Source organism: Primorskyibacter flagellatus, assembly GCF_048268605.1.
Taxonomy (GTDB): Bacteria; Pseudomonadota; Alphaproteobacteria; order Rhodobacterales; family Rhodobacteraceae; genus Primorskyibacter; species Primorskyibacter flagellatus.
In genome coordinates, this window is record NZ_JBLWVF010000016.1 from 15,841 (window position 1) to 41,318 (window position 25,478).

Annotated in this window: 24 protein-coding genes; 7 read left to right on the plus strand and 17 right to left on the minus strand. The window is 59.6% G+C overall.

Features of this window, described 5'->3' with window-relative positions; all coding sequences use genetic code 11:
- Positions 1–69 precede the first annotated feature (69 nt).
- The 14 genes from purN to ACN0WV_RS15265 all read right to left on the minus strand — a co-directional run bounded on the left by purN (position 70) and on the right by ACN0WV_RS15265 (position 14,537).
- Positions 70–660: a phosphoribosylglycinamide formyltransferase gene (gene purN, locus ACN0WV_RS15200; protein ID WP_417606893.1), complete on the minus strand. Its 591-nt coding sequence runs from the start codon at positions 658–660 to the stop codon at positions 70–72.
- Positions 657–1,703 carry a phosphoribosylformylglycinamidine cyclo-ligase gene (purM, locus tag ACN0WV_RS15205; protein WP_417606894.1) on the minus strand — a complete coding sequence of 349 codons (1,047 nt, stop codon included), beginning with the start codon at positions 1,701–1,703 and terminating at the stop codon, positions 657–659. The genes purN and purM overlap by 4 nt, the downstream gene beginning before the upstream one ends.
- Before the next feature lie 145 nt (positions 1,704–1,848).
- Positions 1,849–2,430: a DUF1190 domain-containing protein gene (locus ACN0WV_RS15210; protein ID WP_417606896.1), complete on the minus strand. Its 582-nt coding sequence runs from the start codon at positions 2,428–2,430 to the stop codon at positions 1,849–1,851.
- A gap of 48 nt (positions 2,431–2,478) precedes the next feature.
- Positions 2,479–3,705 (minus strand): glutathionylspermidine synthase family protein, encoded by a 1,227-nt coding sequence (locus ACN0WV_RS15215; RefSeq protein ID WP_417606898.1) that lies wholly within the window; start codon positions 3,703–3,705, stop codon positions 2,479–2,481.
- Positions 3,706–3,846: 141 nt separating this feature from the next.
- Entirely contained in the window at positions 3,847–4,932 is a 1,086-nt protein-coding gene (locus ACN0WV_RS15220; protein WP_417606900.1) for an ABC transporter ATP-binding protein, read from the minus strand.
- The gene (locus ACN0WV_RS15225; RefSeq protein WP_084350219.1) at positions 4,929–5,720 is read right to left on the minus strand and encodes an ABC transporter permease; all 792 of its coding nucleotides are present in this window, start codon (positions 5,718–5,720) and stop codon (positions 4,929–4,931) included. Before ACN0WV_RS15225 ends, ACN0WV_RS15220 begins: the two co-directional genes overlap by 4 nt.
- Complete coding sequence (locus ACN0WV_RS15230; protein ID WP_084350220.1) at positions 5,717–6,703, minus strand: ABC transporter permease; 987 nt, start codon at positions 6,701–6,703, stop codon at positions 5,717–5,719. The genes ACN0WV_RS15225 and ACN0WV_RS15230 overlap by 4 nt, the downstream gene beginning before the upstream one ends.
- A gap of 93 nt (positions 6,704–6,796) precedes the next feature.
- The gene (locus tag ACN0WV_RS15235) at positions 6,797–7,903 is read right to left on the minus strand and encodes an ABC transporter substrate-binding protein (RefSeq protein ID WP_417606902.1); all 1,107 of its coding nucleotides are present in this window, start codon (positions 7,901–7,903) and stop codon (positions 6,797–6,799) included.
- A gap of 48 nt (positions 7,904–7,951) precedes the next feature.
- Positions 7,952–9,088 (minus strand): NAD/NADP octopine/nopaline dehydrogenase family protein, encoded by a 1,137-nt coding sequence (locus ACN0WV_RS15240; protein WP_417606904.1) that lies wholly within the window; start codon positions 9,086–9,088, stop codon positions 7,952–7,954.
- Between the two features lie 79 nt (positions 9,089–9,167).
- Positions 9,168–9,755, minus strand: coding sequence for a peroxidase-related enzyme (locus tag ACN0WV_RS15245; RefSeq protein ID WP_417606906.1), 588 nt, complete (start codon positions 9,753–9,755; stop codon positions 9,168–9,170).
- Positions 9,752–10,234, minus strand: a complete 483-nt coding sequence (locus ACN0WV_RS15250) for a hypothetical protein (protein ID WP_417606908.1) — start codon at positions 10,232–10,234, stop codon at positions 9,752–9,754. The genes ACN0WV_RS15245 and ACN0WV_RS15250 overlap by 4 nt, the downstream gene beginning before the upstream one ends.
- Positions 10,231–11,703 (minus strand): NAD(P)-binding domain-containing protein, encoded by a 1,473-nt coding sequence (locus ACN0WV_RS15255; RefSeq protein ID WP_417606910.1) that lies wholly within the window; start codon positions 11,701–11,703, stop codon positions 10,231–10,233. The genes ACN0WV_RS15250 and ACN0WV_RS15255 overlap by 4 nt, the downstream gene beginning before the upstream one ends.
- 39 nt (positions 11,704–11,742) lie before the next feature.
- Positions 11,743–13,080: an MFS transporter gene (locus tag ACN0WV_RS15260; RefSeq protein ID WP_417606912.1), complete on the minus strand. Its 1,338-nt coding sequence runs from the start codon at positions 13,078–13,080 to the stop codon at positions 11,743–11,745.
- A complete protein-coding gene (locus ACN0WV_RS15265) occupies positions 13,077–14,537 on the minus strand; it encodes an aminotransferase class V-fold PLP-dependent enzyme (protein WP_417606914.1) in 1,461 nt (486 codons plus the stop codon). The genes ACN0WV_RS15260 and ACN0WV_RS15265 overlap by 4 nt, the downstream gene beginning before the upstream one ends.
- A 110-nt stretch (positions 14,538–14,647) precedes the next feature.
- Here ACN0WV_RS15265 and ACN0WV_RS15270 point away from each other — a divergent pair, with 110 nt between their 5' ends.
- Positions 14,648–15,112 (plus strand): Lrp/AsnC family transcriptional regulator, encoded by a 465-nt coding sequence (locus tag ACN0WV_RS15270; RefSeq protein WP_084350228.1) that lies wholly within the window; start codon positions 14,648–14,650, stop codon positions 15,110–15,112.
- 48 nt (positions 15,113–15,160) lie between these two features.
- Here the strand turns inward: ACN0WV_RS15270 and ACN0WV_RS15275 are convergent, their stop codons facing one another.
- Positions 15,161–16,018, minus strand: coding sequence for a hypothetical protein (locus ACN0WV_RS15275; RefSeq protein WP_417606916.1), 858 nt, complete (start codon positions 16,016–16,018; stop codon positions 15,161–15,163).
- A gap of 145 nt (positions 16,019–16,163) precedes the next feature.
- Positions 16,164–16,931, minus strand: a complete 768-nt coding sequence (locus tag ACN0WV_RS15280) for a hypothetical protein (protein WP_417606917.1) — start codon at positions 16,929–16,931, stop codon at positions 16,164–16,166.
- An 80-nt stretch (positions 16,932–17,011) separates the two neighbouring features.
- Here ACN0WV_RS15280 and ACN0WV_RS15285 point away from each other — a divergent pair, with 80 nt between their 5' ends.
- Entirely contained in the window at positions 17,012–18,073 is a 1,062-nt protein-coding gene (locus tag ACN0WV_RS15285; RefSeq protein WP_417606919.1) for a hypothetical protein, read from the plus strand.
- Here the strand turns inward: ACN0WV_RS15285 and ACN0WV_RS15290 are convergent, their stop codons facing one another.
- Positions 18,074–18,775: a HEAT repeat domain-containing protein gene (locus ACN0WV_RS15290; protein WP_143514466.1), complete on the minus strand. Its 702-nt coding sequence runs from the start codon at positions 18,773–18,775 to the stop codon at positions 18,074–18,076.
- Positions 18,776–18,840: 65 nt separating this feature from the next.
- Between ACN0WV_RS15290 and ACN0WV_RS15295 the strand changes: the two genes are divergently transcribed.
- The 5 genes from ACN0WV_RS15295 to ACN0WV_RS15315 all read left to right on the plus strand — a co-directional run bounded on the left by ACN0WV_RS15295 (position 18,841) and on the right by ACN0WV_RS15315 (position 25,467).
- Positions 18,841–19,956 carry a hypothetical protein gene (locus ACN0WV_RS15295; protein WP_417606920.1) on the plus strand — a complete coding sequence of 372 codons (1,116 nt, stop codon included), beginning with the start codon at positions 18,841–18,843 and terminating at the stop codon, positions 19,954–19,956.
- Between the two features lie 47 nt (positions 19,957–20,003).
- The gene (locus tag ACN0WV_RS15300) at positions 20,004–21,632 is read left to right on the plus strand and encodes a peptidoglycan-binding domain-containing protein (protein ID WP_417606922.1); all 1,629 of its coding nucleotides are present in this window, start codon (positions 20,004–20,006) and stop codon (positions 21,630–21,632) included.
- A 419-nt stretch (positions 21,633–22,051) separates the two neighbouring features.
- Positions 22,052–23,077 (plus strand): LacI family DNA-binding transcriptional regulator, encoded by a 1,026-nt coding sequence (locus ACN0WV_RS15305; protein ID WP_417606924.1) that lies wholly within the window; start codon positions 22,052–22,054, stop codon positions 23,075–23,077.
- Between the two features lie 111 nt (positions 23,078–23,188).
- The gene (locus ACN0WV_RS15310; RefSeq protein WP_417606926.1) at positions 23,189–24,490 is read left to right on the plus strand and encodes an ABC transporter substrate-binding protein; all 1,302 of its coding nucleotides are present in this window, start codon (positions 23,189–23,191) and stop codon (positions 24,488–24,490) included.
- A gap of 113 nt (positions 24,491–24,603) precedes the next feature.
- Entirely contained in the window at positions 24,604–25,467 is an 864-nt protein-coding gene (locus tag ACN0WV_RS15315; protein ID WP_084350237.1) for a carbohydrate ABC transporter permease, read from the plus strand.
- Positions 25,468–25,478 lie beyond the last annotated feature (11 nt).

Here is a 25,478-nt window from a genome sequence, read left to right on the forward strand (position 1 = left end):
CTGCAAGGATGGCGGTTTGTCCGCACATTTCGTTGACGTTAGCGGGGATTCAGACGGATTGCCAGCGGGTCAGCCCAGCAGGAGAGGCGTTCGGTCATTACCGGCAAAATGGCGCAGGACCGCCGGATAAAGACGGTGCTCCATGGTAAGCACCCGCGCAGCGAGATCATCGGGTGTATCGCCAGCCTTTACCGGCACACGCGCCTGACCAAGGATCGGGCCGTCGTCAAGCTCTGCCGTGACCTCGTGTACGGTGCAGCCATGTTCGGTATCACCTGCTTCAAGCGCACGGGCATGGGTGTGCAAACCGCGATATTTCGGCAGAAGTGACGGGTGGATGTTCAGCATCCGCCCTTTCCATCCGTTCACGAAAGGCGCGGTCAGAACGCGCATGAATCCGGCAAGGCAAAGAATATCGGGGGCTGCCGCTTCCAGCCGGGCCTGAAGCGCTGCCTCGAATGCGGCGCGGTCACCCTTGAAGGCGCGGTGGTCGATGGCGGCGGTCGGCACGCCAAGGGCTGCGGCCTTTGCCAACCCTCCTGCGTCCGGATCATTGGCCAGCACCAGACAGGGGCGCGCCGGATGATCCCCGGTCATATCCTCGACCAGGCGCAGCATGTTTGATCCGCCGCCCGAAATCAGGATGGCGACTCGCTTCACCGAAGGGAGCCGGAATAGGCGACGCCCTGATGGGCTGTGACGGTGCCAAGTCGCGTGACGGTCTCACCGGCGTTGCTGAGGATCGTGGTCAGCGCATCGGCACGGTCTGGTGCCACCACGGCGATCATCCCGATGCCGCAGTTGAAGGTCTTGAGCAATTCGGCCTCTGCCATCCCGCCGGTTTCGGCCATCCAGCCAAAGACCGGGGGCAGATCCCAGCTGTTCAGGTCAATCTCGGCCCCGAGACCTTCGGGCAGTACGCGCGGCAGGTTTTCGGTCAGCCCACCGCCGGTGATATGCGCCAGGGCGTGCACGCCACCGGCGCGCACCGCCTCCAGCACCTGACGCACATAAAGCCGCGTCGGCGTCAACAAAGCCGCGCCGAGCGTGCCATCCTGCCAGGGGCAATCGGCATTCCAGTCAAGGCCCGAAACCTCGACCAGCTTGCGCACAAGACTGTAGCCATTGGAATGCACGCCGTCACTTGCAAGGCCCAGCAGAACGTCGCCCTCGGCCACGCCTGCCGGCAGGTCCTGTCCACGCTCCATCGCGCCCACGGCAAAGCCGGCAAGGTCGAAATCGCCGGCCGGATACATGCCCGGCATCTCGGCCGTCTCGCCGCCGATCAGCGCGGCACCGGACTGCGCACAGCCTTCGGCAATGCCTTCGATGACCTGCGCGGCGGTGTGCGTGTCCAGCTTTCCGGTCGCGAAATAATCTAGAAAGAACAGCGGCTCTGCGCCCTGACAAACAAGGTCGTTGACGCACATTGCGACCAGATCAATCCCCACTCCCGAGACATGACCGGTATCAATCGCGATCCGCAGCTTGGTGCCCACACCATCCGTCGCGGCCACCAGAACCGGATCGCTGTACCCTGCCCCCTTAAGGTCGAACAGCGCGCCAAATCCGCCAAGCCCCGACATAACGCCGGGCCGTTTGGTCCGCGCGGCCGCCGGTTTGATCCGGTCCACCAATGCGTTACCCGCGTCGATATCCACACCTGCATCCGCATAGGTGATGCCGTTCTTGCCGTCGCTCATCGCTGCTCTCCACGTCGCCTGCGCGCGCCTTACTGGATTGACCGGGCAATCTCAATCGCAAACCGGCGACGCGCGCCTGAACCGGCGATTGCGCAAGGCTTGCCGCTACGGTCTGTCACGATACCGACTTGGCGATGATCACTGCCTAGCCACCAAAGCCGGTGCGCCCCGAACCGGTTCTGCCAAAGCCGCCGCGGGACGTTGCGGTGGCGCGCGACATGGGCGTTTTTCCGGCGGTCGCCGCCGGGCGGGTGAATTGCGCCGTGTTCAGTTTTGCGGCCCCCCGGTTGGAGGAAAACGTGCTGGACCGCGCCGCGTTGGTGAACTTGCCATCCTTGGTCTTGTAAAGCGGTTGTGACGCCGCCATCCCGGTGCGCCCGCCCAGCATGTTGCCGATCAGATACCCGGCGAGCAGCGGCATGAAAATGCCCCCCGATCCCCCCTGCTGGGCGCTGGCCTCGGTTCCGCAGGCACCTTCGCCGTGCTGCTCCTCGCAGACCTGCAAACTGTCATAGCGCGGCGCGGATTCGACATGCAGCGTCTCTGCCTCGGCAATGGCCGCTTCGCAATCCTGAACCGTGAACATGCCGCCACGGGTGGCCTCATCGGTACAGCTTTGCAGATCGGGATAGGCCGCGGCATCGACTTGCTCTTCGCGGCACCCCGCAAGGGTAAAGGCCGCAGCGCCCAGGATGGCGATGGCGACCCGATTGGAACGTTTGGTCATGTGCGGTCCTGTGTCTTGATCAGTTGTCCGTTCGAGAGGTAGCGCAAATCACGCAAGAATGTAATGCGGCTTGAAGCGCGACAGATCCTGCGTGATCCGGGATTTGTCCTCGCGCATTCCGATCCCCACGCAGGTGTCACCGACAACCCACGCGCCCACCACCGGACGAAACCCGTCAAATTGCGGCAAGGGCGCATAGGCCTGAACAATGCGCGGATGCTCTGCATAGTCGGGGTTCTGCGACCGCTCGACGGTCTCGCCATCCTGCACGATCTCGACCGAAGCGCCTTCCCGCGACAGGATCGGCTTGCGCACATACCCGGCGGTCAGTTTCGCCTCAGCCCGCCCGAAGGCGGATGCCACTTCGGGTGCCGCAGCGCCCCGCCCGGCCAATGCATCGCTGACATCCTGCTCGAAGAAGGCAGGCAGAAGGTTTGGATGCCCTTCAAACATCTGCCACAGCACCGGTAGAAGCCCCTTGTTGGACAAAAGCGACTTCCACGCAGGCTCAAGGAACAGGCAGCCCGATCCGGCGATGTGACTGGCATAGTCATCGCGCAGCAGGTCTTCCCACGGATAAAGCTTGAACAGCACGGCGATGCGGCGATCCTGATCGTCGAGAAACTGCCCGTCATCGCTAAGCGCGATCTTGTCCAGGTCGCAATAATGCGCGCCCAGGCCCGCCTCACGCGCTGCCCAACCCATCGCTTCGACGGTGCCGTAATCCTCCGGGTTGCCACCGACGGCGGTAAAATGCAGATCGCTCTCGGCTTCAAAGACGGCGCCGAACCGGGCCACCAGCGCTTCGTGGATGCCGTTGAACTGGTCTGTCCCCTCAGGCAGGACACCGGCGGCAAGCTGATCTTCCAGCCATTGCCACTGAAACGCCGCACTTTCGTAAAGCGAGGTCGGCGTGTCCGCGTTATATTCCAGCAGCTTCGCCGGGCCTTTCCCATCATAGGCAAAATCGAACCTGCCGTAGATTTCGGGATCCCCGCGCCGCCAGCTATCCGCCACAAGATCGCGATGCGCCTCGGGAATGGCCAAACGCTCCATCAGGTCTTCGCTATCGAGAATATGCGCCACCGCCTCGCGGCACATGGCATGAAGCTCGGTCGCGGGATCCTCCAGATCGGTTTCGATCTGTTCAAGCGAGAACGCATAGGCCGAGGTTTCGTCCCAATAGGGCTCGCCATGCATATCGGCAAAGGTAAAGCCGACTTCCTTTGCATGGTCGCGCCAGTCAGGCCGCTCGGCCAAGTCAACTTTCTGCATCTGGCTTCTCCCAAGCTTACACTTGGGGTCTAAGCGGATTCGCATCGAGCGGCCACCGCCGGTTTGCCGTAAACCGGGCAACTGTCTGACGGCGGTCCGTTTTACGGGCCGCCGCTGACGAGACATGCAAGACTTCTGCGCTTAGTCGCGCAAGACCGCCATGCTGTCGCTGTCCCAGCCGATCCAGATCGGATCGGCCCCGACGGTCTGACCGGTCTCGGCATCGACAAAGGCGCGCAATGTGGCACCTTGTGCTTCTTCGACCATCAGATCCACCGCCATGCGGCTGCCGAGGAAGGTCTTGCCGACCACCTTGCCCTGCACGGCGTTTCCGGTTTCGGGACGGGTGGCGTGGAATCCCAGCTTTTCAAGCCGGACCGATGCCGTAATCGGTGCGCCTTCCGGCGGCGCGCCAGCGGGGGCATGTCCGCGCAACTTCTGGCCGAACCAGTCCATCACCACGGCATCGCCGTCATGCCCGCGCATTTCACCCGAAAGCAGGTTGGTCTCGCCGATGAATTCGGCCACGAAACGGCTTGCAGGGTGGAAATACAGATCCTCCGGCGTGCCGTCCTGTTCAACCCGGCCCTTGTTCATAACCACGATACGGTCGGACATGGTCAGCGCCTCTTCCTGATCGTGGGTCACGAAGAAGAAGGTCTTGTTGGTGCGGCGCTGGATCGATTTCAGCTCTTGTTGCACCTGCCCGCGCAGCTTGGCATCCAGCGCGCCCAAAGGTTCGTCCAGCAACAACAGCGCCGGATCGGGGGCCAGAGCGCGGGCCAGCGCCACGCGCTGCCGTTGCCCGCCGGACAGTTGCGCCGGATAACGATCGCCAAAAGCGTCCAGTTCAAGGAACGACATGATCTCGTCAGAGCGCCGCTTGATGGATGTCTTGTCCATCCCCTTCAGTTCCAGCCCGAAAGAGATGTTCTGCCCCACCGTCATATGCGGAAACAGCGCATAATCCTGAAACACCATGTTCACCTGCCGCTTTTCGGGCGGCTGCGTCGTCACGTCCTGACCGTCCAGAATAATCCGTCCGGTGGTCGGACGTTCGAACCCGCCCAGGATACGCAGGGTCGTGGATTTCCCGCAGCCCGACGGCCCGAGGAAGGTCACGAACTCGCCGCGCGCAATGTCCAGCGTCAGATCGTCCAGCGCCACGGTGTCGCCGAAATGTTTCGAGACGCCCTCGATGCGGACAAGGGGTGTTTGATCGGTCATGCTTTGGTGTCCTTGTTCATGCGGCGGGTGAAACGCTCTGCCCAGATGCCGATGGCGGCGGTCAGGACAAGCGCCACGGTGGCGATGGCATTGATTTCAGGCGACATGCCCGATTTCAGCTTTGCGAAGATCAGCACCGGCAGGGTCGGCTCGTAGCCGCCAAGGAAGAAGGAGCGGACAAAATCGTCAAAGCTGAGCAGAAGACAGAAGATGCTGGCCCCCAGAATGGCCGGCACAAGATAGGGCAGCGTGATGCGCAGAAAGGCAATGATCGGATCGGCACCAAGGTCGCGCGCAGCCTCCAGTTGGCTTTTCGGCAAGGTGGACAGCCGCGCCATGACGACAAGCACCACGAAAGGCACGTTATGCACGGCATGCGCCCAGACAATGGCGCCCATTCCGGGTTCTATCCCCAGATAACGGGCATAGATACGGAACGCGATGGCCGAGATGATACCTGGCACCAGCGCCGGCAGAACGGTCATCCCGAAAATGGCCGTCCGGCCCCAGAATTTGCGCCCCTCAAGCAACACGGCGATCCAAGTCCCGACAGCCACGGAAATCAGCGTGGCCAGCACGGCGATGGCGGCGGAATAGCCAAGGGTCGAGAGGATCTCGGCATCGGCGAAAACCCCGGTATACCAGTCAAGCGTCCATGACTTGATCGGGAAGCCGATGAATTTGCTGTCCTTGAAGCCCATCAGGATCATCAGGATCAGCGGCACAAAAACATAGAGCACGAAGGCCCAATAGACGCAGGATAGCAGAATGCGGTTGCCGCGGTTCATTTGGTATCTCCCTTGCGCAGGGCGTTCATCAGTTTCTGGAATACGGCCGTCAGGACCAGCGCCGCAAAGAACATGATCGTGGCAAATGCCGCACCGGTGGGCCACTGATCCCCCGCCACATGGAAGAAGCCGGCAATGGTTTCGGCAAAGGTGGTGGTCGACGGCCCGCCCAGAAGAACCGGCGTGGCGTAGAACCCCGTCGAGATCAGGAAGACCAGCGTACAGCCCGACGAAATCCCCTCGATCGTCAGCGGCAGCGTGACCCGGCGGAACCGGGTCCATGCCCCTGCCCCCAGATCGGCGGCGGCCTCGTTATAGCTGCGCGGCAGTTTCTCCAGCGCGGAATACAGCGGCAACAGCATATAAAGCGCGGTCAGGTAGACGATGCCCACCCCCATGGAAAAGCTGGTATACATGAACGGGATCGGCCGGTCGATCAGTCCCAATGTCTTGAGCACAAGGTTCAGCGCTCCGGTATTGCCCAGCAGGATCATGATCGCATAGGTGCGCACGATCTCGCCCACCCAGAACGGGATCAGCAGCAGCAAAAGAAACAGCATCTGGTTCTTGCGGCTGACATGCCGGGCCAGAAAATAGGCGACCGGATAGGTCAGGATCAGTGTGCAGAAAGTGAACCCGCCCGCGAAGATCAATGTGCGGAAAAACGGCTGCCAGAAGATCTGATCTCCGAAGAAGCGCGCATAGTTGTCCAGTGTGAAATGCTGCTCTACGCCGGGGGCCACCGGATAGGCGTCTGTCAGGCTGACCCTGACCATCTGCAACATCGGGCCAAGATGCTGGGTCAGCACCCAGAGCAGCGGAAAGATTGCAAGGATCAGGAACTGCCGGCGAGGAGACGCCGTGACCAACCCCATCAGCGCGCGATAAGGTGACCAGTTGGACAGACGCCCCCAGAAGGTGCGCCCGACCCCGGTATGCGCGTCGACATCCTGGGTGGCGCGCGAGGCTGCCTCATTGCTCATACGGGGGTCCTCTTTCAAGAAGATCTGGTGTGAAGGTTTGTGGTGCCCTGCCCGCCAGATTGGGCGGACAAGGGCAATTCTCTGTTGACGCGATCAAGCGGCCTTGATGGCCTCGACCGCGGGGTCCATGAGACCGTATTTCAGCTCGTTTTCCTCGGCGCGGAAGAATTGCAGGTTGGCAAGCTGCTCTTCCGGGAAGGAGGTCGATTTCTTCTCCAGATCCGACAGATACTGAGCGGAATCCTTGTAGGTAGAGATGAAACCGGATGCTTTGGTCATCGCCGCGCCAATCTCGGGCGACGACAACATTGCATCGAGGAACGTATAGGCATTGTCGGCATTGGGCGCGTTATTGGCGACGTTCAGCGTATAGACAAACCCGTAAGAGCCTTCCTGCGGGATGCTCATGGCCAGCGGGAAGCCGTCGTTGATCAGGGCTGCTGCCGGGCCATTCCAGCTATGCCCAAGAGCGATGTCCTGATTGACGAACATCTGCTGGATCTCGGCACCGCTGTCGTAATATTTACGCACCAAGGGCTTCTTTTCGATCATGAACTGCTGGATCTCTGCCATGATCTCGGCAGCCTTTTCGTGATCGTCGGCATATTCGATGAAGTTGCCGTCATAGCCCTTCATCAGCATCACGATCGACAGCATGTCCTGAATGATATAGGCGGTCTGGCCCTTGTATTTCTCGGAGAACAGCGTGTCCCAGGTCTGCGCTTCCTCGGCGGTGACCAGATCGGTGTTGTAGGACAGCACCTCCATCCCGGACAGGATCGGAACGCCCCACTTGTTGCCATTGATCGTCGACCAGTCGCTTTCCGAGAAGGTCGGGTTGATCTTGTCCCAATTGCTCAGACGATCGGTATCCATCGGTGCGAGCAAATCACTTTCGATGAATTGCAGGAACCGGTGGCCGGCGACGGTCATGATGTCGACGCTCGGGTTGGGTTGTTCGGCAGCAAGCAGGTTGAACTGTTTGCCCTGGTCATCGACCAGACGCACGTTGACCTTGATGCCGGTCTCGGCTTCGAACTGTTCCTTGAACGCCTCGGGCACGAAGTCGTTATAGGTCCAGATATTGACCTCGCCGCCCTGCGCATGCGCGCGGCGCAGATAGGCGGGGCTGGCAAGGGCCGCACCGGTCATTGCGGCGGTGCCGAGGAACCGGCGGCGGTTAAAAATAAGTTTAGACATATCGGGCGTCTCCTTGTTGGTCTTGGTTTTGTCCGTATCTCTTGATGTTCAGGACACCGTTTCCGGTGCGTCTTGCAGCAGACCGGTACGGGCGGCCTGTCGCAGATCGTCCAGACTGGAGCGGTCAAGCTCCAGCGCGTTCAACAGCGTATTCTCGCGGGCAAAATCGCGGCCATACATGGCCGAGAATATCTCGATACCTGCCTCATGCAGCTTTGCGGGACAGCCTGCGAGCCGCCCCAGCACTGCCGTCAGTTGCAGCCCGTAAGGCACGTCTTCGGTGACATAGCGGCTGTCGGCGGTGGCCGGACCTGTGCCGCCATTTCCCTGCGCATGCATCTGCTGGTTCATCTCGGAAATCGAAGCAACAGGCACGTGAAAGCTCAGATGGAAATGTTCATAGATTGTCCGGACGCTAAGCCCCAGCTTTTCCGCAATCGCCAGCCGCTCAAGATCCAGTTGTTCCAGCAGGCGGCCCACTTTGGGGGTGACGTTCTGGCCCTGGCTCCATGTCTCACCGCGCTCCATCCGTGTGATATTGCCAAGCGCGATGCCCAGGTGGTTCTGCGGGTTCAGGTTCGACAATGAAATCGCCAGAAGCCCGTCACGCGGCTGGAACCGGTCTCCGAACAGGTTTTGGCAAACAGCCAACGCATCGTCGGCTGCGGTTTCCGGGACGGTGCACAAATCCACACGGGCGCGCAGCGTGTTGACCTTCACCGCCGCCCCTTCCTGCCGCCGCCCGGTGACAACTGTGGTGCCCCAGGCAGTGATCGGCGCAGTCACGCCACGCTTTGCCAGCAACTGCATCAGATAAACGGCCCCAAGCGAGGCATGCGACGAGATGATGACATGCTGCCCGTCGCGGATATGCGGTGCCAAAGCGTCCAGCACGGTCTTGTGGCCATAGCCGGGCAGCGCTATCAGAACCGCATCGTTTTCCTCGGCCAGTTGCTGTGCGCTGCCAGCAACGCGCGGTGAAAACTCTGCCTCGACAGCGCCACTGGCATGCAAGGGTGCCGCTTTCAGCGCCTCTGTTCCGGCACCGGAAGGCGACCAGAGCATCGGGTCATGCCCCTGCTCGTGCAGCAAGGCTGCGCTGCCAAAGGCGATAGAGCCTGCGCCTGCAATTCCAACTCTGGCTTTGGTCGTGGTCATCAGTCTCTCACTTTCGGTTACCGTCATGCGACTCATGCTATGCGCAGAGAGGCTGGCGCGTCAATATGGCGGACACAATTCCACTAAACAGGAAAATGCTGACCACTCACGCCTTGGCCTCCTGCCGCACCGGATCGCCCAGCACATGCATCAGCCGGTTGGCCCAGCCGAACAGCGCCGACGAAAGGATCAGGTCGAGGATCTCTTCCTCGCTCAGCCCAGCCGCGCGCAGCGCCTGCATCTCCGCGTCACCCGCGGCGGGCGGTGCCTCTGCCGCCTTGCGCGCAAAGTCAAAAATCGCGCGATTCCTGTCATTTAGATCAGCATCTTCACCTTTTGCAAAAAGCGTATCAGTGACGGCTGTGTCTTTCTCAAGCTTGGCATGGCGATCGGCATGGACGGCGGCACAGTAGATGCAGCGATTGACCATCGACGCCGCCAATGCGCCCAGTTCTCGCTCTGCCCGGCTCATCCCGCCGGAGTCGTACATGATGGCGTTGAACAGCGGCGAGCGGACTTTCAGGCTTTCGACATCATGGGCCAATGTCAGCACATAATCCGAAACCTTGGTGTTGGAGGGCGTGACCTGAAGCGCATCGAGCTGTGCCTGCGTGGCCTCGGCCAGCTTGACCGGTGTCACACGCGGCTGCCAATGTGGCACGGTGCGGGTGAATTTGTGGACGACGCGGCTCATGTCAGCTCTCCCTGCATCAAGCGCAGCCCGGCGATCACCCGGATCTGATAGGCCAGAAATGCGACCAACTCGCAGAGCCGCACAATATCGGCGTCTGCGATGCCTTCTGCCTGAAGCCCTGCGATATCCTCTGGTGCGATGTCGCGGGTCTGGTTGGCGACTTTGTCGACAAAGGCCACAACCGTGCCCAGCCCTTGGCTTGCGCCTGTCTCTGACGGGTCAGCCAAAACGGCATGATCCCCGGCACCGGACAGGTAGTGCTGCGCCAAAGCCTCATCCGCAGACAGCCGCGCCACGCGCGCGGCCAATGCGGCACGGGTGGCGTGATCGAATGCACCGCAATCCTCGGGGCGCAGAACGGCGTTCTCAGCGGATTGCGTCATTTCGATGATATTGGCACGGGTGGCCGTCGCGTCTGCCACGGCGCTGCCGTTTGTCACACCGGCGATTTTCAGAACTGTCGAGTCATTATGGGTCATGCTATCTGACCTTCTCGCGTTTGCGCCCCAACCTCAAGCTCTGTCGGCTCCCATTCGTCACCTTTCAACTCTGGCGTGTCATAGTCCTGCATCGCTTGCCAATGGGTCGTCACATCCTCGGCATAGAGCGTTGCAGCCACCGCGCGGGACAACCATGCGGCACCTTCACTGATACCCGGAATATCACCGCTGATCTTGCCCAGACTGGCCGACGCGCCGTAGTTGAAGCAGTAGACCTTGTTCAGCCAAGGCGCTGTTCCGGGATGCTTTTCGCGGAAGGTGAAGTCGTCGTTGAGATAGGGAAAGTGCCCGAGATCGCCGGATTCTTCGCCCTCTGGTGGCGTGTAGACGTCCTGCCACAACAGGATGTCGTCTGCGGTTTCGCCAAATTCTGTCCGGGCCATCGGGTCGATGACAAACCCGGTGCCAAGGATCACGAAATCCGCCTCGTAGGCCGTGCCGTCAGCAAAATGCACGACCGCGCAATTGCCGCGCTGCTCGATCCGTGTGGTGGCCTTGCCGAAGTGGAAATAGGCGTTCGGATGGCGGCTGACACGTTTTGTGGACCCGTGCGGAGGCGGTGTCTGCGTGGCAAAGCTGTACTGCATGAACCGCCAGCGCCATTCATCGGGAAGGGCTGCGTAGCCTGCGGTGAACCCGAAACTGCCGATGCCCATCATCTTGTTGATTGTCGGCATTTCCTTGCGCCGCACCAGATGACGGACCTCCGCCGCGCCGTGTTCCAGCGCCTCGGCGGCATTATCCACGGCAGAGGCTCCGACACCGATCACCGCGACTCGCTTGCCCTTGAGAGCGTCAAAGTCGATCGCGTCGGCGCTATGCGCCCAAAGATGACGCGGCAAATCCTTGATAAAGCCCGGAATATTCGGCCCGCCCGTGCCGTCACGCCCGGTTGCAAAGATCAGCTTTCGGGTCAGGATCGTTTCGGTCTTCGCACCGGATACCGACAAGCGGATCAGATCGTCTTCGGGATCGACCTTATCAACTGAAACACCATTTTCGACAGGTATATCAAGCACCTGCCTGTACCAACGAAGGTAGTCCATCCACATTGGCCGGGGGATCTTGTCCAGCGCGTCCCAGTCCTTCGTGCCGAATTGTGCACGAAACCACGCCTGAAAGGTCAATGCGCCATGCCCATAGGCGGGGCCGGTCAACACTTTGGGCGAACGCAAGGTCTCCATCCGCGCGTAGTTCAGCCACGGGCCTTCACGGCCGGGCTCTGCCCGGTCAAGGACGCGGACGTTGTGAATGCCGGCTGTTTTCAGCGCCAGCCAAGCGACCATGCCGCACATGCCGCCCCCGATGATGACCACATCCGAGACACCGTCCTGATGCGGCACCCAGTCCTTGCCTGGGACGCACAGAAATTCGAGGTCTTCTCGCAGCCGTGCCTCAAGTACAGGCAAGCCCTGCGCGTCAATTGGACTTGAATCCGTGGTTTGCATGGGAATCATCCTACGAGATTTATGTGTTTCTAATCAGCATCAGTTAGCGGTCCGGGCCCAAATCGGATGAAATTCATCAATCCGAAAGGCATGGACGTGGCGATGTTGCGGGCCGGAGGCCGGCACATTGCGCAGATGCGGGTGATCGTCGGGAAGTTCGGGATGGCTGTGCAGGCGCTCCAGCGGATCATGTGCGGGCCAGACGCGCATCGCCATCATGGCCACCAGCGCGCAGAGCCCCGACAGGATCAGCAGCGCCGGTTCCAGCGAAACTGTTCCCGCCAGCCAGCCCGCCAGCGGATAGGCGACAAGCCAGCCGGCATGGCTAAGCGAGAACTGCGCGGCGAAGACCGCGGCCCGGTCGGTTTGCGACGCGGACCGGGTGATGACCAGCCCGCCGGGTGTCAGCACCAGCGAGGATGCCGCGCCGAATGCGATCCACGCGACCGCCATAACGGCGAGCGGCGGCGATGGCAGCAGCGCGAAAGCGGCGGCCGCAGCGGCAAACCCAAACGCGCCCGCAAGCATCGCGGAACGCTCGGAATATCGGATCAGAAGGCGGGGCACGAAGACGGCACCAAGGCCGGCACCGACCCCGTAAAAGGCCATCAGGATCGGATAGAAACGCTCAGCATCGTTCAGGCGCGCACCTGCGTAGACGACTGAATTGACCAGCACCCAAGCCATTGCCAATGACAGTGCAAAATTCAGCAGGAAAAGGCCGCGCAAGCGCGGCGTGCGCCCGTAAATCCACATCCCGCGCAGCGCGCGTTTGAGGAACGGCCCTTTGCGGGCGGCCTCGCCGCGCGCCGGGAACTTTGCCATCAGCAGAGCAACGACCGACCCCAGAAAAGCCAGCGCAGCCGCAACAAAAAGTGCCTCGCCGGTCACCAGATTCAGGACCGCGGCGGCAATCACCGGGCTCAGCACGGCCTCCAGCGTATAGGCAATCCGCGACCAGGCCAGCGCGCGGGTATAGGTTTCCTCTTCCGGCAAGACATCCGGGATCACCGATTGGAACAACGGCGTGAACCCGGCGGCCAGCACGAAAAAAACAAAAGCCAACCCGGCAACGTGCCATGTTTCCGTGACAAAAACCATTGGCAGCAGGATCAGCATCCGCCCCAGATCCAAGCCCACCATGGCCCGTTTGCGCGAGACATTCACCAAAAGCGTTTCGGCCAACGGTGCAAGCAGCACATAAGCCACCATCTTCAGCGCCAGCAGCAGGCCCAAGACCTTGCCGCCTGCGGCAATCCCGCCGATCCGGTACGCGGCCAGCGACAATGCCACGGTCAGCAGCCCGACGCCGACAAGCGAACAGATCTGCGCCGCGAACAGGCGGCGGAAGGCGGGACTGGAAAGTGGGCTTGTCACGATGCGAGCGTTTCTTTCACGGAGCTATCTGGTGTGAATCGGGCGGTTCTCGGGTCAGCCCGGTATTGGTCCGCATAGTCTGGCGCGTCCAGCGCAAGTTTGTCCACCGCTGAAATAATCGCATCCACCTTGTCATCTGACAGCAGCGCCGAAAGGTTCAAACGTACCCAGCCCGGCTTCTCAAGTTCTTCTCCGCGCGCGATCGCGGCCTGCATCGTATCGGACCGGGCCTGGTCAAGGCCCAGCAACCGATGCGCATAAGGCCCGGCACACGCACAGCCCCCCCGCGCCTGGACGCCGTAAAGGTCGCTGAGCAGTCGGGTAAAAAACTGGTGGTGGACGTATCCACCTGCACCGTCGCGCACGCGAAAGCTGAAAATCGGCAATGCAGTCGCGTCGGGCTGGCCCAGAATTTCGAGCCGCGGGTTTTGCGACCAGCGTGCCAGGGCGCGCGCGCGCAATTCAGCCTGACGTTTGTCCAGCCAGTCTTGCCCCAGCGCTTCTTTCACCATCAGCGCCAGCGCCACGCGGATATCTCCGACGACGTTGGGCGTGCCACCTTCCTCACGGTCGCTAAGCCGCGAGGAATAGACATGCCCCCACGGCGAGACGAAACTGACCGTGCCGCCCCCCGGCAAGGTTGGGCGGAACTGTCGGGCGATGGCATCCCGCAGGATCATCACGCCCGATGCCCCCGGCCCGCCGGGAAACTTGTGCGGTGAAAAGACGATGGCATCCTTGGCTGCGTCAGTTCCGGCGCACATGTCCATCCGCGTATACGGTGCAGCACATCCGTAATCCCACAGCGCCAGCGCGCCATACGATTTCAGCAATCGTGTCACCGCATCGACATCTGTCACGATTCCGGTGACGTTGGACGCCGCAGAGAACGAGCCAGCCAACAGATCCGCCCCCTGCGCGGCTTCAAGCACCGCTGTCAGTTCATCCATATCCGGGCCACCTGACGACACCTCGGAAATCTCTATGACCTCAGCACCGCTTTCACGCCATGGCAGCAGGTTGGAGTGATGTTCGTAAGGACCGACGATCAACACGGCCCGACCGCCACGCGCGGTGATCCCGGCGATATCCAATAGCCCGGCAATCCGGTTGATCCCGGCGGTAGAGCCGGATCCGGTGAACACCACGCTTGTGTCTTCGCCCGCACCGGTCAGACGGGCAATTTCGGCGCGCGCGGATTCGCGCAGCCGTGTCGTAAAGGCACCGCAATAGGAGGCTTGTGTATGGCTGTTGGCGTAATAGGGCAGCACCCGGTCGCGTATGAAATCCTCGACCTGCGCCAGCGCCCGGCCCGAGGCGACATAGTCGGCATAAAGCAACGGGCGGGGGCCGAACGGTCCTTCGATCGTAATGCCATCACCGATCAGCCCCTCCTGAATGCGGCGCACAAGATCCGGGCCTGTCAGCGAATTTCTGAACTCATCAAGAAGGGACATTCCGGCTCCGTCATTGGTTGGTAAGACCGATCCAATATGACACCTTACCTGTAGATTTTGTTACTGATATTCACCTTGATAGAACAATTATTCTATCATATGAACGAAGAATGACGCAAAAGTTGGATCATATTGATCGCCTCATCCTGCAAGAACTGCAACGTGATTCCGCGCAGTCCCAGCGTGCGCTGAGCGATCGTATCGGATTGTCCCAAAACGCGTGCTGGCGCAGGCTCAAGACGCTGGAGGCGTCCGGCGTCCTGCAAAACCGCACTGTCGTGCTGGACCGCAAGCAGCTGGGCATGGGGCTGGTGGTGTTCGTCATGGTCAAGACGCGCCATCATTCCGCAAGCTGGCTGAAAGAGTTTCGCCAACAGGTCACCACCATCCCCGAAGTGATCGACTTTTTTCGGATCGGCGGCGAATACGATTACCTTCTGAAAATCGTGACGCGCGACATGACCAGTTTTGACGAGGTCTACAAGCGTCTGATCGAACAGATCGAGCTTGAGACCGTCACCTCGTATTTCGCGATGGAAGCCATCGCCGAACAGCGGCCCATACCGTTGACATGAAACAGCGCGCCGCCGCCAGCATTAAAAACCGTCTGTAATATTCTGAAATTACGGCCTCTTCCTGAGAAGCGCATTCATCACGGCAAGCGTGGCGCCAAACAGGCTAAGCAAGGAGGCGAAACCGACCGCCAGCGGATCGCGCGCCAGCCTCTGCGCCCAGCTTGGTTCCAGAAAGGCCGCTTTCGCCCGCGCCCGTTCCAGCCGCAAACGGCTGAAGGCTTCTTCGGTGGAAACGATCAGACGCATACCGTCGCCGTGTGTGTCGAGCGTCAGGAATGCATATGCAGAAAGCGGCGCGTCGGGGTTCATGCGTTCGACCGACACCACATCGCCCAAAGAAAGCGCGCCGCTATCCACCAGACGCGCGTCATTGCGCAACCAGAACTTTTCACGCGTTTCGAATTTTCCGGAACGCAAAAGCTTGACTGTACCGTTGTCGGCTTTCTGTCCGACCACCAACTGCCCCGTCAAACCAAGTCCGCCAAACTCGCTGAACGTGCTTGCAGGGATCCTGAGCAGTGTTTCGCTGACGATCTCGACATCGCCGATCATAACCGGGGTCAGATCTGCATCATTCTCATCGAACCGCACCACCACATCGACAGCGCGGTTTTCCCCGGAACGCAGTTCCAGATTCAGCCCCGGCGGCCAGTCCAGTTCGACAAAATCCCGCTGGAGTTCGAGATAGGCCACCCCGTTGCAGCTTGCCGTTGACGCGTCCACGGTGTCGCCGAAGTCCTGCGCCTCGGTCAACGCATGGCGTGGCAGACAAATCCGCAGGCTGGGCAATTCCCAAACGATCTGCGTATCCGAGTCCGTTTGCACGCGAAGATAATCTGTAGTCAGATCCAGAAAGAACGATTTGGGACGCGGCCAGACGTAATAGGCAATGACCAGAGCCAGCATGCCGACCAACAGCCACGGCAATATCCCCGCACCTGGCGTCCGCAGCAGTGTCAGGCCCCTGCTCACTCGCAAGAGACCGAAAAACGGACTGGCGGGAATTTTCGTGTCCCTGTCAGCCGGGCGGGTCTCGTCCATGTTCGACATTTCAGGGTATTTCTGGCGTATAAAGGTGGATGTTTGCCATTCTCGGTGGCGCGGCCTTGCCATAGCGCAGACGCGTAATGCCCACCGTCAGCACCCCGGCCTGATCGGCCGGCACCTGAATACGACATTGGTAGTTGAAACCGACGCCGGCCTCGGATGTCGGATCACACCGGATGGGCATGTCGCCCCCCGCCGCGCCGTCGAGCGGCGACAGGACGGCGTGCGGGATCAGACTGTCCGCGCGCCCTGCATTCAGGTTCAGGATCAGCGTCATCCGCCCCTCGCCATCGGTTTCGGGCGTTTCCGCCGCATTCCACAGCACGGGCAGAAAATCGTCTGTGACCAGCCGACAATCGCCTCTGTGCAACGCGATCCCGTTATTGCTTTCGTCACTGGCGCTGACAAACGCCTCGTACTCGGTTTCGTATTCGAGATCGACCAGCCCGCCGCCCCACGCCACGGGGACATGATACTCGAACAGTGCCGAATACCGGCCCTCCTTGTCCGTCGCCCGTGCGCAAAGCGTTTGTCCCTGCCAGTCCGCGCCACCGGGGATATAGCTGTAAAGTCTTGGTCCCTCGGCGTTCCGCGGTGCCGCGGTATGCGCGCCGACCAGCCAGTTGCCATTGATCAGCGCGTCGCTGCGCAATTCCTCATGCACCCGTTCGCCGCGAAGCCTCAGGGCCGGGTCGGCAAGAGCAGGAAGGGCTGGTACGACGACGGCGACAACCGTCGCTATTGAGATCAAACTGCTATGGATCAATGACATTGTTGGCACGCCCCCCGGATCGTGTAGTCTTCCCCAAAAGCAATAGTGACGGGGATGAGATGTTTCTGGCAAGCTCTTTGATGCGTAAATTGATGATCTTTTCGACCACGCTGATGGCTTCGGCCCCGGCATTGGCCACTCAATTGGCATTGGTGGACCGCGACGTTGGACATGCCATGCTGTTTCAGCATCGGGGCAACTGTTTTGCGGTCCTGCCATCACATGTCGCTGCAAATGATCGCTTTTCACTGGAATTGCCGCTGCAAAGGGTCGTCGGGTCCGGCACGGCGTTTCTGCGCGACACGGCCAATGACATCGCCATCGCCTATGTCGAGGGTGGCGTCACCGCCTATTGTCACGACCAATGGGACAGTTTTGACCGCGACCTGCGCAGCCTGCTGGAAACCCGCACACGGGGAGAGATTGTGCGGCTTAGCCCCGAAGGCATTCAGGACCGGGCCGATGCGCAGATTTTTGCGGTGACGCCCGAAATGGTCATTGTCCGCACGACTGACAACCTAGCGGATGGACAGATCTATCAGGGCAATAGTGGTTCCGTGCTGGAGGTTGATGGGCGCGTCGTGGGCATCGCCCAGGCGGCGATCAGCGGGCGCGAGGCGCGATTTTTCCGCATGGACGAAATCCTGCGCCGGGTTGGCCCGCAGCTTGGCGGCGGGCTGTCCGCCCGGCATCCCGACGACCTACCGCCGCCGGATGGGGCCGATGGCGAACAGGGGTTCCGTGTCACCGGCTGGACCGGCGCGGCGGGTGGTACCGGTGCTGCGAGCCTTGAGCCGGGGCTTTTGTCACAGGCCTTTGTGTCGCCGTGGAGCAACGAGCCCGTGCAGATCGAAATCACGCTCGACCCTGCGTCTCCGGTCCCATTAGCTGCGATAAATCTGCTAAGCGACCCCGGTGCAGCGCCCGATCAAAGTCCGCCCAAAACCGTGTTGTTCGAGGTTGATGCAGGCGCGCCGGGCCGACCGTTCTGGCGTAGTCTGGGTCAGCGCGACATGCCGCCCAACGGCGTCTTCGCCTATCAGACCGGCGGTATCTTTGCCCGCCGTGTGCGCATAACCATCCAGTCGATGTGGTTCGCGGACAGAAACGCGCTGCGGATCGATGGGCTGACCGTAGAATGACTATTCCTTGAGGTCGATGGCGGCGTTCGCCTGCCCGCCTTCGGCAAAGATGACACCGCGCAGCACACCGTCAGGCCCCAACGCCAGCGACGCCTGGGATCCTTTTCCACGGTTCGACTTGAACTGCACACTGGTGCCGGACACGGTCAACTCGCAAATCGCATAGCGTTCCTGCCCCGACATCCAGCAATTTTCGGCCTTGGCCCCGATGTTGAAGATGTGGTTGCCTTTCTTGCCGTCATGCGTGCCACCGGCATCCGACACCCATTTAAGAACGTTGGCAGACGATTCATCCGTCGCCGTAACCTCGATCCGCAAATTTCCTCCGGCCTCGAAAATCGCGAGGATCGCCGAGTTGCGCAGCACCGGGTTGGTCGAAAAAAGCGCGTGCTCCTTGGCGATCCGCACCAGCGCCGGATCGCCGGATTTCAACAGCAGACGCACAGCCTCGTACTGGATGCGAGCGTCTGGATTTTGCAGCACTTCCTGATACTTGGCGATCCGCTGCGCACCTGCGGAAACGCTTGCCTGAAACTCTTCAAAGCTTTGCGTCGTATTTTGCGATGTCTGAGCGGCGGCACCGTTTCCCAGCCCAACTGCCAGGGCGATAATCCCGCAGGTGCCAGCATGCCGAACGGTCGAAAACAGACGCAAACCAAGGCACTTTACCATCTCGACCATCCTTTCGATTCTACTATCCATGAGGGAATTTGGTGCTAGAATTGGGGTAATAAATCAAGACTTCTCGATTCATGACAAGGTTTTCGATGGCATTGGATTACAAAATTTGGGCTGATTTTTACACCGCACTCAAACGAAGCTGCTGCGTCTTTGCATGGGGGATCGCATCAGCCCTGCCCTCGCAAGGTGCCGCGAATGACGAGTCGACCGAACGCGCCTTTGTCGAGTTTTTGACCCGCGCAGATTACGAGAACGCGAATTTCTATCTGCAAAACGGCCTGGTCACTCCAGAGCGGCTGGATACGGGTGCAATCTTTTACAACATCATCCATGCCGCCTATTGGCAGCAGCTGACCTCCAAAACGCAGGCCATCACCACATTGCATGGCTATCTGCAAGCGCTCAAACCGTTTGATATGGACCAGGAGGTGACGTGCGGACAATATGGCAACGATAGCCAGACCTGCGTGTTGCTGCACGACCTCGTCACCGGCGCACCTGCGAATGTGATAGCGGTTTTTGCCGATCTTGGGCTTGATCTTAACAAACTATACCCTGGCAGACCTCCTGCCACATATGACGTCATCGATCGATTGGGCGCGCAATATTCCATTTCCGACATCCAGACACTCAGCCAGAAAGGCATGATTTTTGGTGATGAACCATATGATCCGGCCACTCTTGCCGCACACCGCGAGCACAACAACACGATGCGCATTCAGCCGGTTCGCAATGTCGCTGCCAGACGTCCGCCACAAATGCCGCATAATTACCTGTCCATCCCACAATTCAATTTCATGGATGCATTGGCGGTTGCTTTGGGAAACCCCTGGAGCAGCGCACAGGTTGAATCCAGCGCGCGCGATGATACGTTGTGCCGCTATATCACTTTTCTAGCGCCTCAAATGACACCCTCTTTCGACTATTTGCGCTTTGTCCTCGGCAACAAGAACGAATTCCGCGCCGCACAAATTGGTGAACGAAAACGCAGTGGGAACCGGACATATGAGCCCTTTCCCGCATCTTGTGTTGCTCTGATTGAAGGAATGGCGCAAAATCATGGTAACTTGACTGATGTAATCGCGCTTTTTGGCGCACGCGGCGATGTCGAGATGGCACGATGGCTGTTGTCCCTTCAAGCGCCGCAGACGATCCCGGCCCAAGGACCTGCTCAAACTCAGGAGCCTCAAAACACTGAATAGAAAGAATTGTTCTGCCAGACAATTCCGTTGTAGAAAGGATAGACCCAATGCATTTTTCATCACGCAAACCCATCGCTTCGGCTGCCGTTCTTGCACTTGTTTCCGCAGGTCTTGTGACCGCGCCGGAACGGGCTTCGGCCGGAAATGACTTTCTGAAAGGCGTTATCGTCGGTGGCGTGGGGGCGGCGATCATCAACCATGCCAACAAAAATCAGCGGAAATCCGCTCCCAGAACGGTCTATAAGAAAAAGACCGTGACCAAAAAAAGTAGCTCTGGCCCCCGCTCTACCATCGCGACCTTTGCGACCACCCGCACCGAAGTGCGCGATTATCAAACCCGGCTCAACGCGCTGGGTTACAACGCGGGCACCCCGGATGGCTTGTATGGAAAAATGACACGGAATGCGGTTTCCAGCTTTCAGGCGAGTCTCGGCGCACCGATGACCGGCAGGTTGACCTCGTCCGAAGCTGGCATTCTGATTCAACGGTCCAGCCAACCCTTGATCGCGACGGCCGGACCAAGCGCGGGTTACGCGATGGCCGCCCAGCAGCCGCAAGCCTATCCGCAACCACAGACCGCTTTCCAGCAATCCCAGCCGCAAACGGGCTATCCCGCGCCCGCAGCAGTGCCGTTTGGCCAACAGGCCGCAGGCGCGTCCCCGGCCTTCCCGGCTATGCCCGCCGGCACCGCGCCGCAGGCAGCCAGTCAACCGGCAGCCGCACCGCATAACGCCTTCCCGACACTGGGAACCGGCACGCAGCAGCCCGCGGTCGCAGCACCTGGCTTTCCGCAGGCACCGCAGCCTCAGGGACAGATGGCTGCTGCCACACCTCAAGGTGGTGCCTTTCCGACAATGCCTTCGGCTGCCGCGCCGCAATCCGCAACCACACAGGCTGCCGCGCCCCAGCCGGCGTTCCCGTCAATCTCTACGGCTTCTGCAGCCACGCCAAAGACGGAAGGTTCTGTCGCGCCAACTTTCGGGGCTGCTCAGTCAAGCTTTCCCTCACTGCAAACCGCGGCAGTCGCGGTTGCAGCAGGTGCTACATCTGCCGCACAGGCAGTTGGCTTCAAACCTACCGTTCAGATGCCCAAAGGTGCTGCCGCACCAGCCGCGGCCCCTGAAGCAGAGCGGTTTTCCATCCTCGACGTCAGCACCGGCAGCAGCTTGAGCGAAGCGAAACAGCAGTTGGCCTTCGAGGGCCTTACGAATTGTGAAGAGGTCAGCGGCGTCACGCATTGCTCCGCAGGAAGCGATGCAATGCAGGATCTGGTCGCCGTCAAAACCGAAGAAATTCCTGACGGGGAAATCAAGGTCGGCGCGATGAGCCGTCATCTGACTTTCACCCAACCGATGCCGCAGGACAGCCTGCGCGAGATGATGGCCGATCGCTATGCAGCCCTTCTGGACGCCCCCAACCAGATGGTCGGTTCGTCGGATTGCATGTCTCTTGCGAACCTGACCTCGGGCGGCAAGGCCGAACTGACGGCACGCATCATGTCCGGCGACAACGCATCTCTGGCCAGCCTCGCCAAAAGCTGCGGACATTTCTCGCGCATCGTCTTCGGATCTGCGGATGACAATGACCTGATCAACGAAGTCAGCATATTCCTGTTTGATGGCAGTATTTTCGCCGATGGCGTTGAGGCGGCCAAACCTGCGAAAATCAAGTTCTGACATCCAACATGATGCCTGCCAAGCGCCGCCGTTGACTTGAATAACGTGCAAAGCATGGCAGGCTTTCAAACCTCGACCTGCTGGACCAAGCCTGCCCGTTTTGTGATAAAATCGGCGGGCTTGCGTTGTTTTTCCGGGCCTTTACGCTGAGCATCATCACCAACGACGCTGCCAACGCCGAATAATCGTACAAATTCTAGACGCTGATCGCACGGCACTCTGGCAGCATGCCGATGCTTCGCGCGCTACCGCTTCGGTGCCCGCTCGTTGATATCTCACAATCTTTCTTGACTGATGACACGCTACAGACCTAGTGTCATGTATTTACGGGCGTCAAGTTTGTTGTTTGGCGTTAAGTTTCTCAAAATTCCACGATACAAGTGATGGCTAGGGCGCAGAATGACATGAGGGCAAACCCAGTGACCGGATCTAAGATCAAGAATATGGACGAACTCGCCAAGGTCAGCAACATTTCGCGTCCGACCCTGTCGAAATATTTCAACGATCCGGAAAGCGTCCGAAAGACCACCCGACAAAAGATTGAAACAGCGCTCAAGACGTACGATTACAAGCCAAACATTTTCGCGATCAATCAGAACCGCAAGCTGACCAAGACCATCGGCATACTGGTTCCCTACCTGGCGGACCCGTTTTTTGCCGAAGTCGCGCGACGGCTTGAAAGACATTGCATTGACGCGGGCTATTGGCCCACGGTGTTCAGCGCGCATGGTGACCAAGAGGCTGAAAACAACGCTCTTGCAACGATGCAATCCCTGCGTCCGGCCGGTGCTTTGCTTGCGCCCCTTGGCCGAAGATCAGATTTCGAAGCTGTCAAACGGTTCGCAGATGAAGTGCCGACCGTTGTTTTTGACAGCAACGTCGCCGTTGGCAAAGCCTTTGTAGGCAATGATAATTTCAAGAGTATCGGCTTGATCGTCGACTACCTGTGCCGCACCGGAGAGCCGCCCTGTTTCTTCGAGATGCCACCGCTGAACCCGAACGCCAACAAGCGACGCGAAGCCTATGTCCAGTCGATGGAGCGGCTCGGACTGACGCCTCAGATAATCAAGGTCGAGGGGACGAACTGGGATTTCGAAAGGATCGGCTTCGAAGGCGGCATGCGCCTGATCGAAGAGCGCTCTTTGCCGTCCAACACCGTCTTGTGCAGCAATGACCGCCTGGCAATCGGATTGATGGCTGCCGCCTATCAAAAGGGCTTGCGGGTCGGGCATGGTCCTGAATGCGCACTTCGGATTGCCGGGCATGACGACCATCCCTGGTCCCGGTACACTTGCCCTCCGCTGACAACCGTCTCGCAGGATTACTCTGCAATCGCCGATCAAAGCGTCAAGATTCTTTTTGATTTGATTCAAGAGGGCAAGCAAACGCATTCAAGATTTGAGAATCTACTTGACGGGAAACTTGTCTTACGAACCTCCGCATAAAGAGAGTATCTGGCCCAAAAAACTTTACGGGAGTAAAGTTTTTGTTGACTCGAGGCTTGACGCTCGGTTAATTCGTGCCACTGCACCAGACAGATCTAGGGAGGATCCGGAATGAAATTGAAGAACGCATTATTTGCTGCGTCTGCGCTCGTATCGGTCGCAACGACCGCTGCCTTCGCGGAAGAGTTGACCATCGCCACCGTCAACAACGGTGACATGATCCGCATGCAAGGTTTAACCGATGACTTCACCGAAAAGACCGGACACACGGTCGAATGGGTCACGCTCGAAGAAAACGTTCTGCGTCAGCGCGTCACCACCGATATTTCCACCAAGGGCGGTGCTTTTGACGTGATGACGATCGGCATGTACGAAACGCCGATCTGGGCCAGAAACGGCTGGCTGGTCGCCATGGACGATATGTCCGAGGAATGGGACGCCGACGATATTCTGCCTGCCATGCGCGGCGGTCTGAGCGTTGACGGCACGTTATATGCCGCACCGTTCTACGGCGAAAGCTCGATGATCATGTACCGCACCGACCTTATGGAAATGGCCGGGCTGGAAATGCCCGATGCCCCGACATGGGAATTTGTGGCGGATGCCGCGCGCAAGATGACCGACAAGGAAAACGAGATCTACGGCATCTGTCTGCGCGGCAAGGCCGGCTGGGGCGAGAACATGGCGTTCCTCACGGCGACATCGAACGCTTTCGGCGCCCGTTGGTTTGACGAAAACTGGACGCCCCAATTCGACCAGCCCGCGTGGAAAGAGACCCTGACCTTTTATGTCAACCTGATGAATGACGCGGGCCCTCCGGGCGCATCGACCAATGGTTTCAACGAAAACCTGTCGCTGTTCCAACAGGGCAAGTGCGGCATTTGGATCGACGCGACGGTTGCGGCCTCTTTCGTGACCAACCCCGAGGATTCGACCGTTGCTGACAAGGTTGGCTTTGCGCTGGCGCCGAATACGGGCCTGGGCAAGAATTCCAACTGGCTTTGGGCCTGGGCGCTTGGCATCCCTGCCGGCACCCAGAAAGAAGCCGCCGCGAAAGAGTTCGTGGAATGGGCAACCTCGAAAGAGTATATCGAGCTTGTCGCGGCAAACGAAGGTTGGGCCAACGTTCCTCCGGGCACGCGGACCTCGCTCTATGAGAACGAGAACTACAAGGACGTTCCGTTCGCAGCCATGACACTTGAGAGCATCCAGTCGGCCGATCCGCAGAACCCTACAGTTGATCCGGTTCCCTATATCGGCATCCAGTTTGCGGCCATCCCGGAATTCGCGGGCATCGCAACCGAAGTCGGGCAGGAATTCTCGGCCGCTCTGGCAGGACAGCAAAGCGTCGATGAAGCGCTTGAAAAGGCGCAGGCCCTGACGACAGACGCAATGGAAGCCGCCGGCTACTAAGCGTCATCGTTCCGGAGGGCGGCCCGTTCGGCGGCCCTCCGACACCAGTGATCAGCTTTCATTTTTGACCAATCATCTGTGGCGGTTTTTCCGTCAACGGGGGAGGTGTGTCCATGGCGACCCAACAATCACGATCCGCTGCACGGTTCATGTTGGCACCAGCCGTCATCCTGCTTTTGGGCTGGATGCTGGTGCCTTTGATCATGACCTTATGGTTTTCGTTCCGGAACTATCTGCCGCTGCGCGGTGGAGATCTGGGATGGGCCGGGTTTGACAACTATGTCCGTTTCATCAATTCCAGCTCATTCTGGCCAAGCGTTCAGACGACACTGATCATCGTCGGCGGTGTGCTTTTCATCACCATCGTGTTGGGCGTCATTCTGGCGCTTTTGCTTGATCAGCCGATGTGGGGACAGGGCGTCGTCCGCATCCTCGTCATCGCCCCCTTCTTTGTCATGCCAACTGTTTCCGCGCTTGTCTGGAAAAACATGTTCATGGACCCTGTGAACGGGCTTTTTGCACATATCTGGAAGTTTTTCGGCGCAGCCCCGGTTGAATGGCTCAGTCAGGCTTCGATGCAATCGCTGATCCTGATTGTCAGCTGGCAATGGCTGCCCTTCGCGACGCTGATCCTGCTGACCGCCGTTCAGTCGCTGGACAGCGAACAGCTGGAGGCGGCCGAGATGGATGGCGCGCCGTTCCACAGCCGCTTTATCTACATGATCCTGCCGCACCTGGCGCGGGCCATCACCATCGTGGTTCTGATCCAGACGATCTTTCTGCTGTCGATCTTTGCAGAGATCTTCGTGACCACCGGCGGCGCCTTCGGCACCAGAACCCTGTCCTACCTGATCTTCCAGCGTGTTCTGGAAAGCCAGAATATCGGTCTGGGCTCTGCGGGCGGTGTCTATGCGATCATTCTTGCCAATATCGTTGCCATCTTCCTGATGCGCATCGTCGGCAAAAACCTGGACTAGGGAGGAGCAAG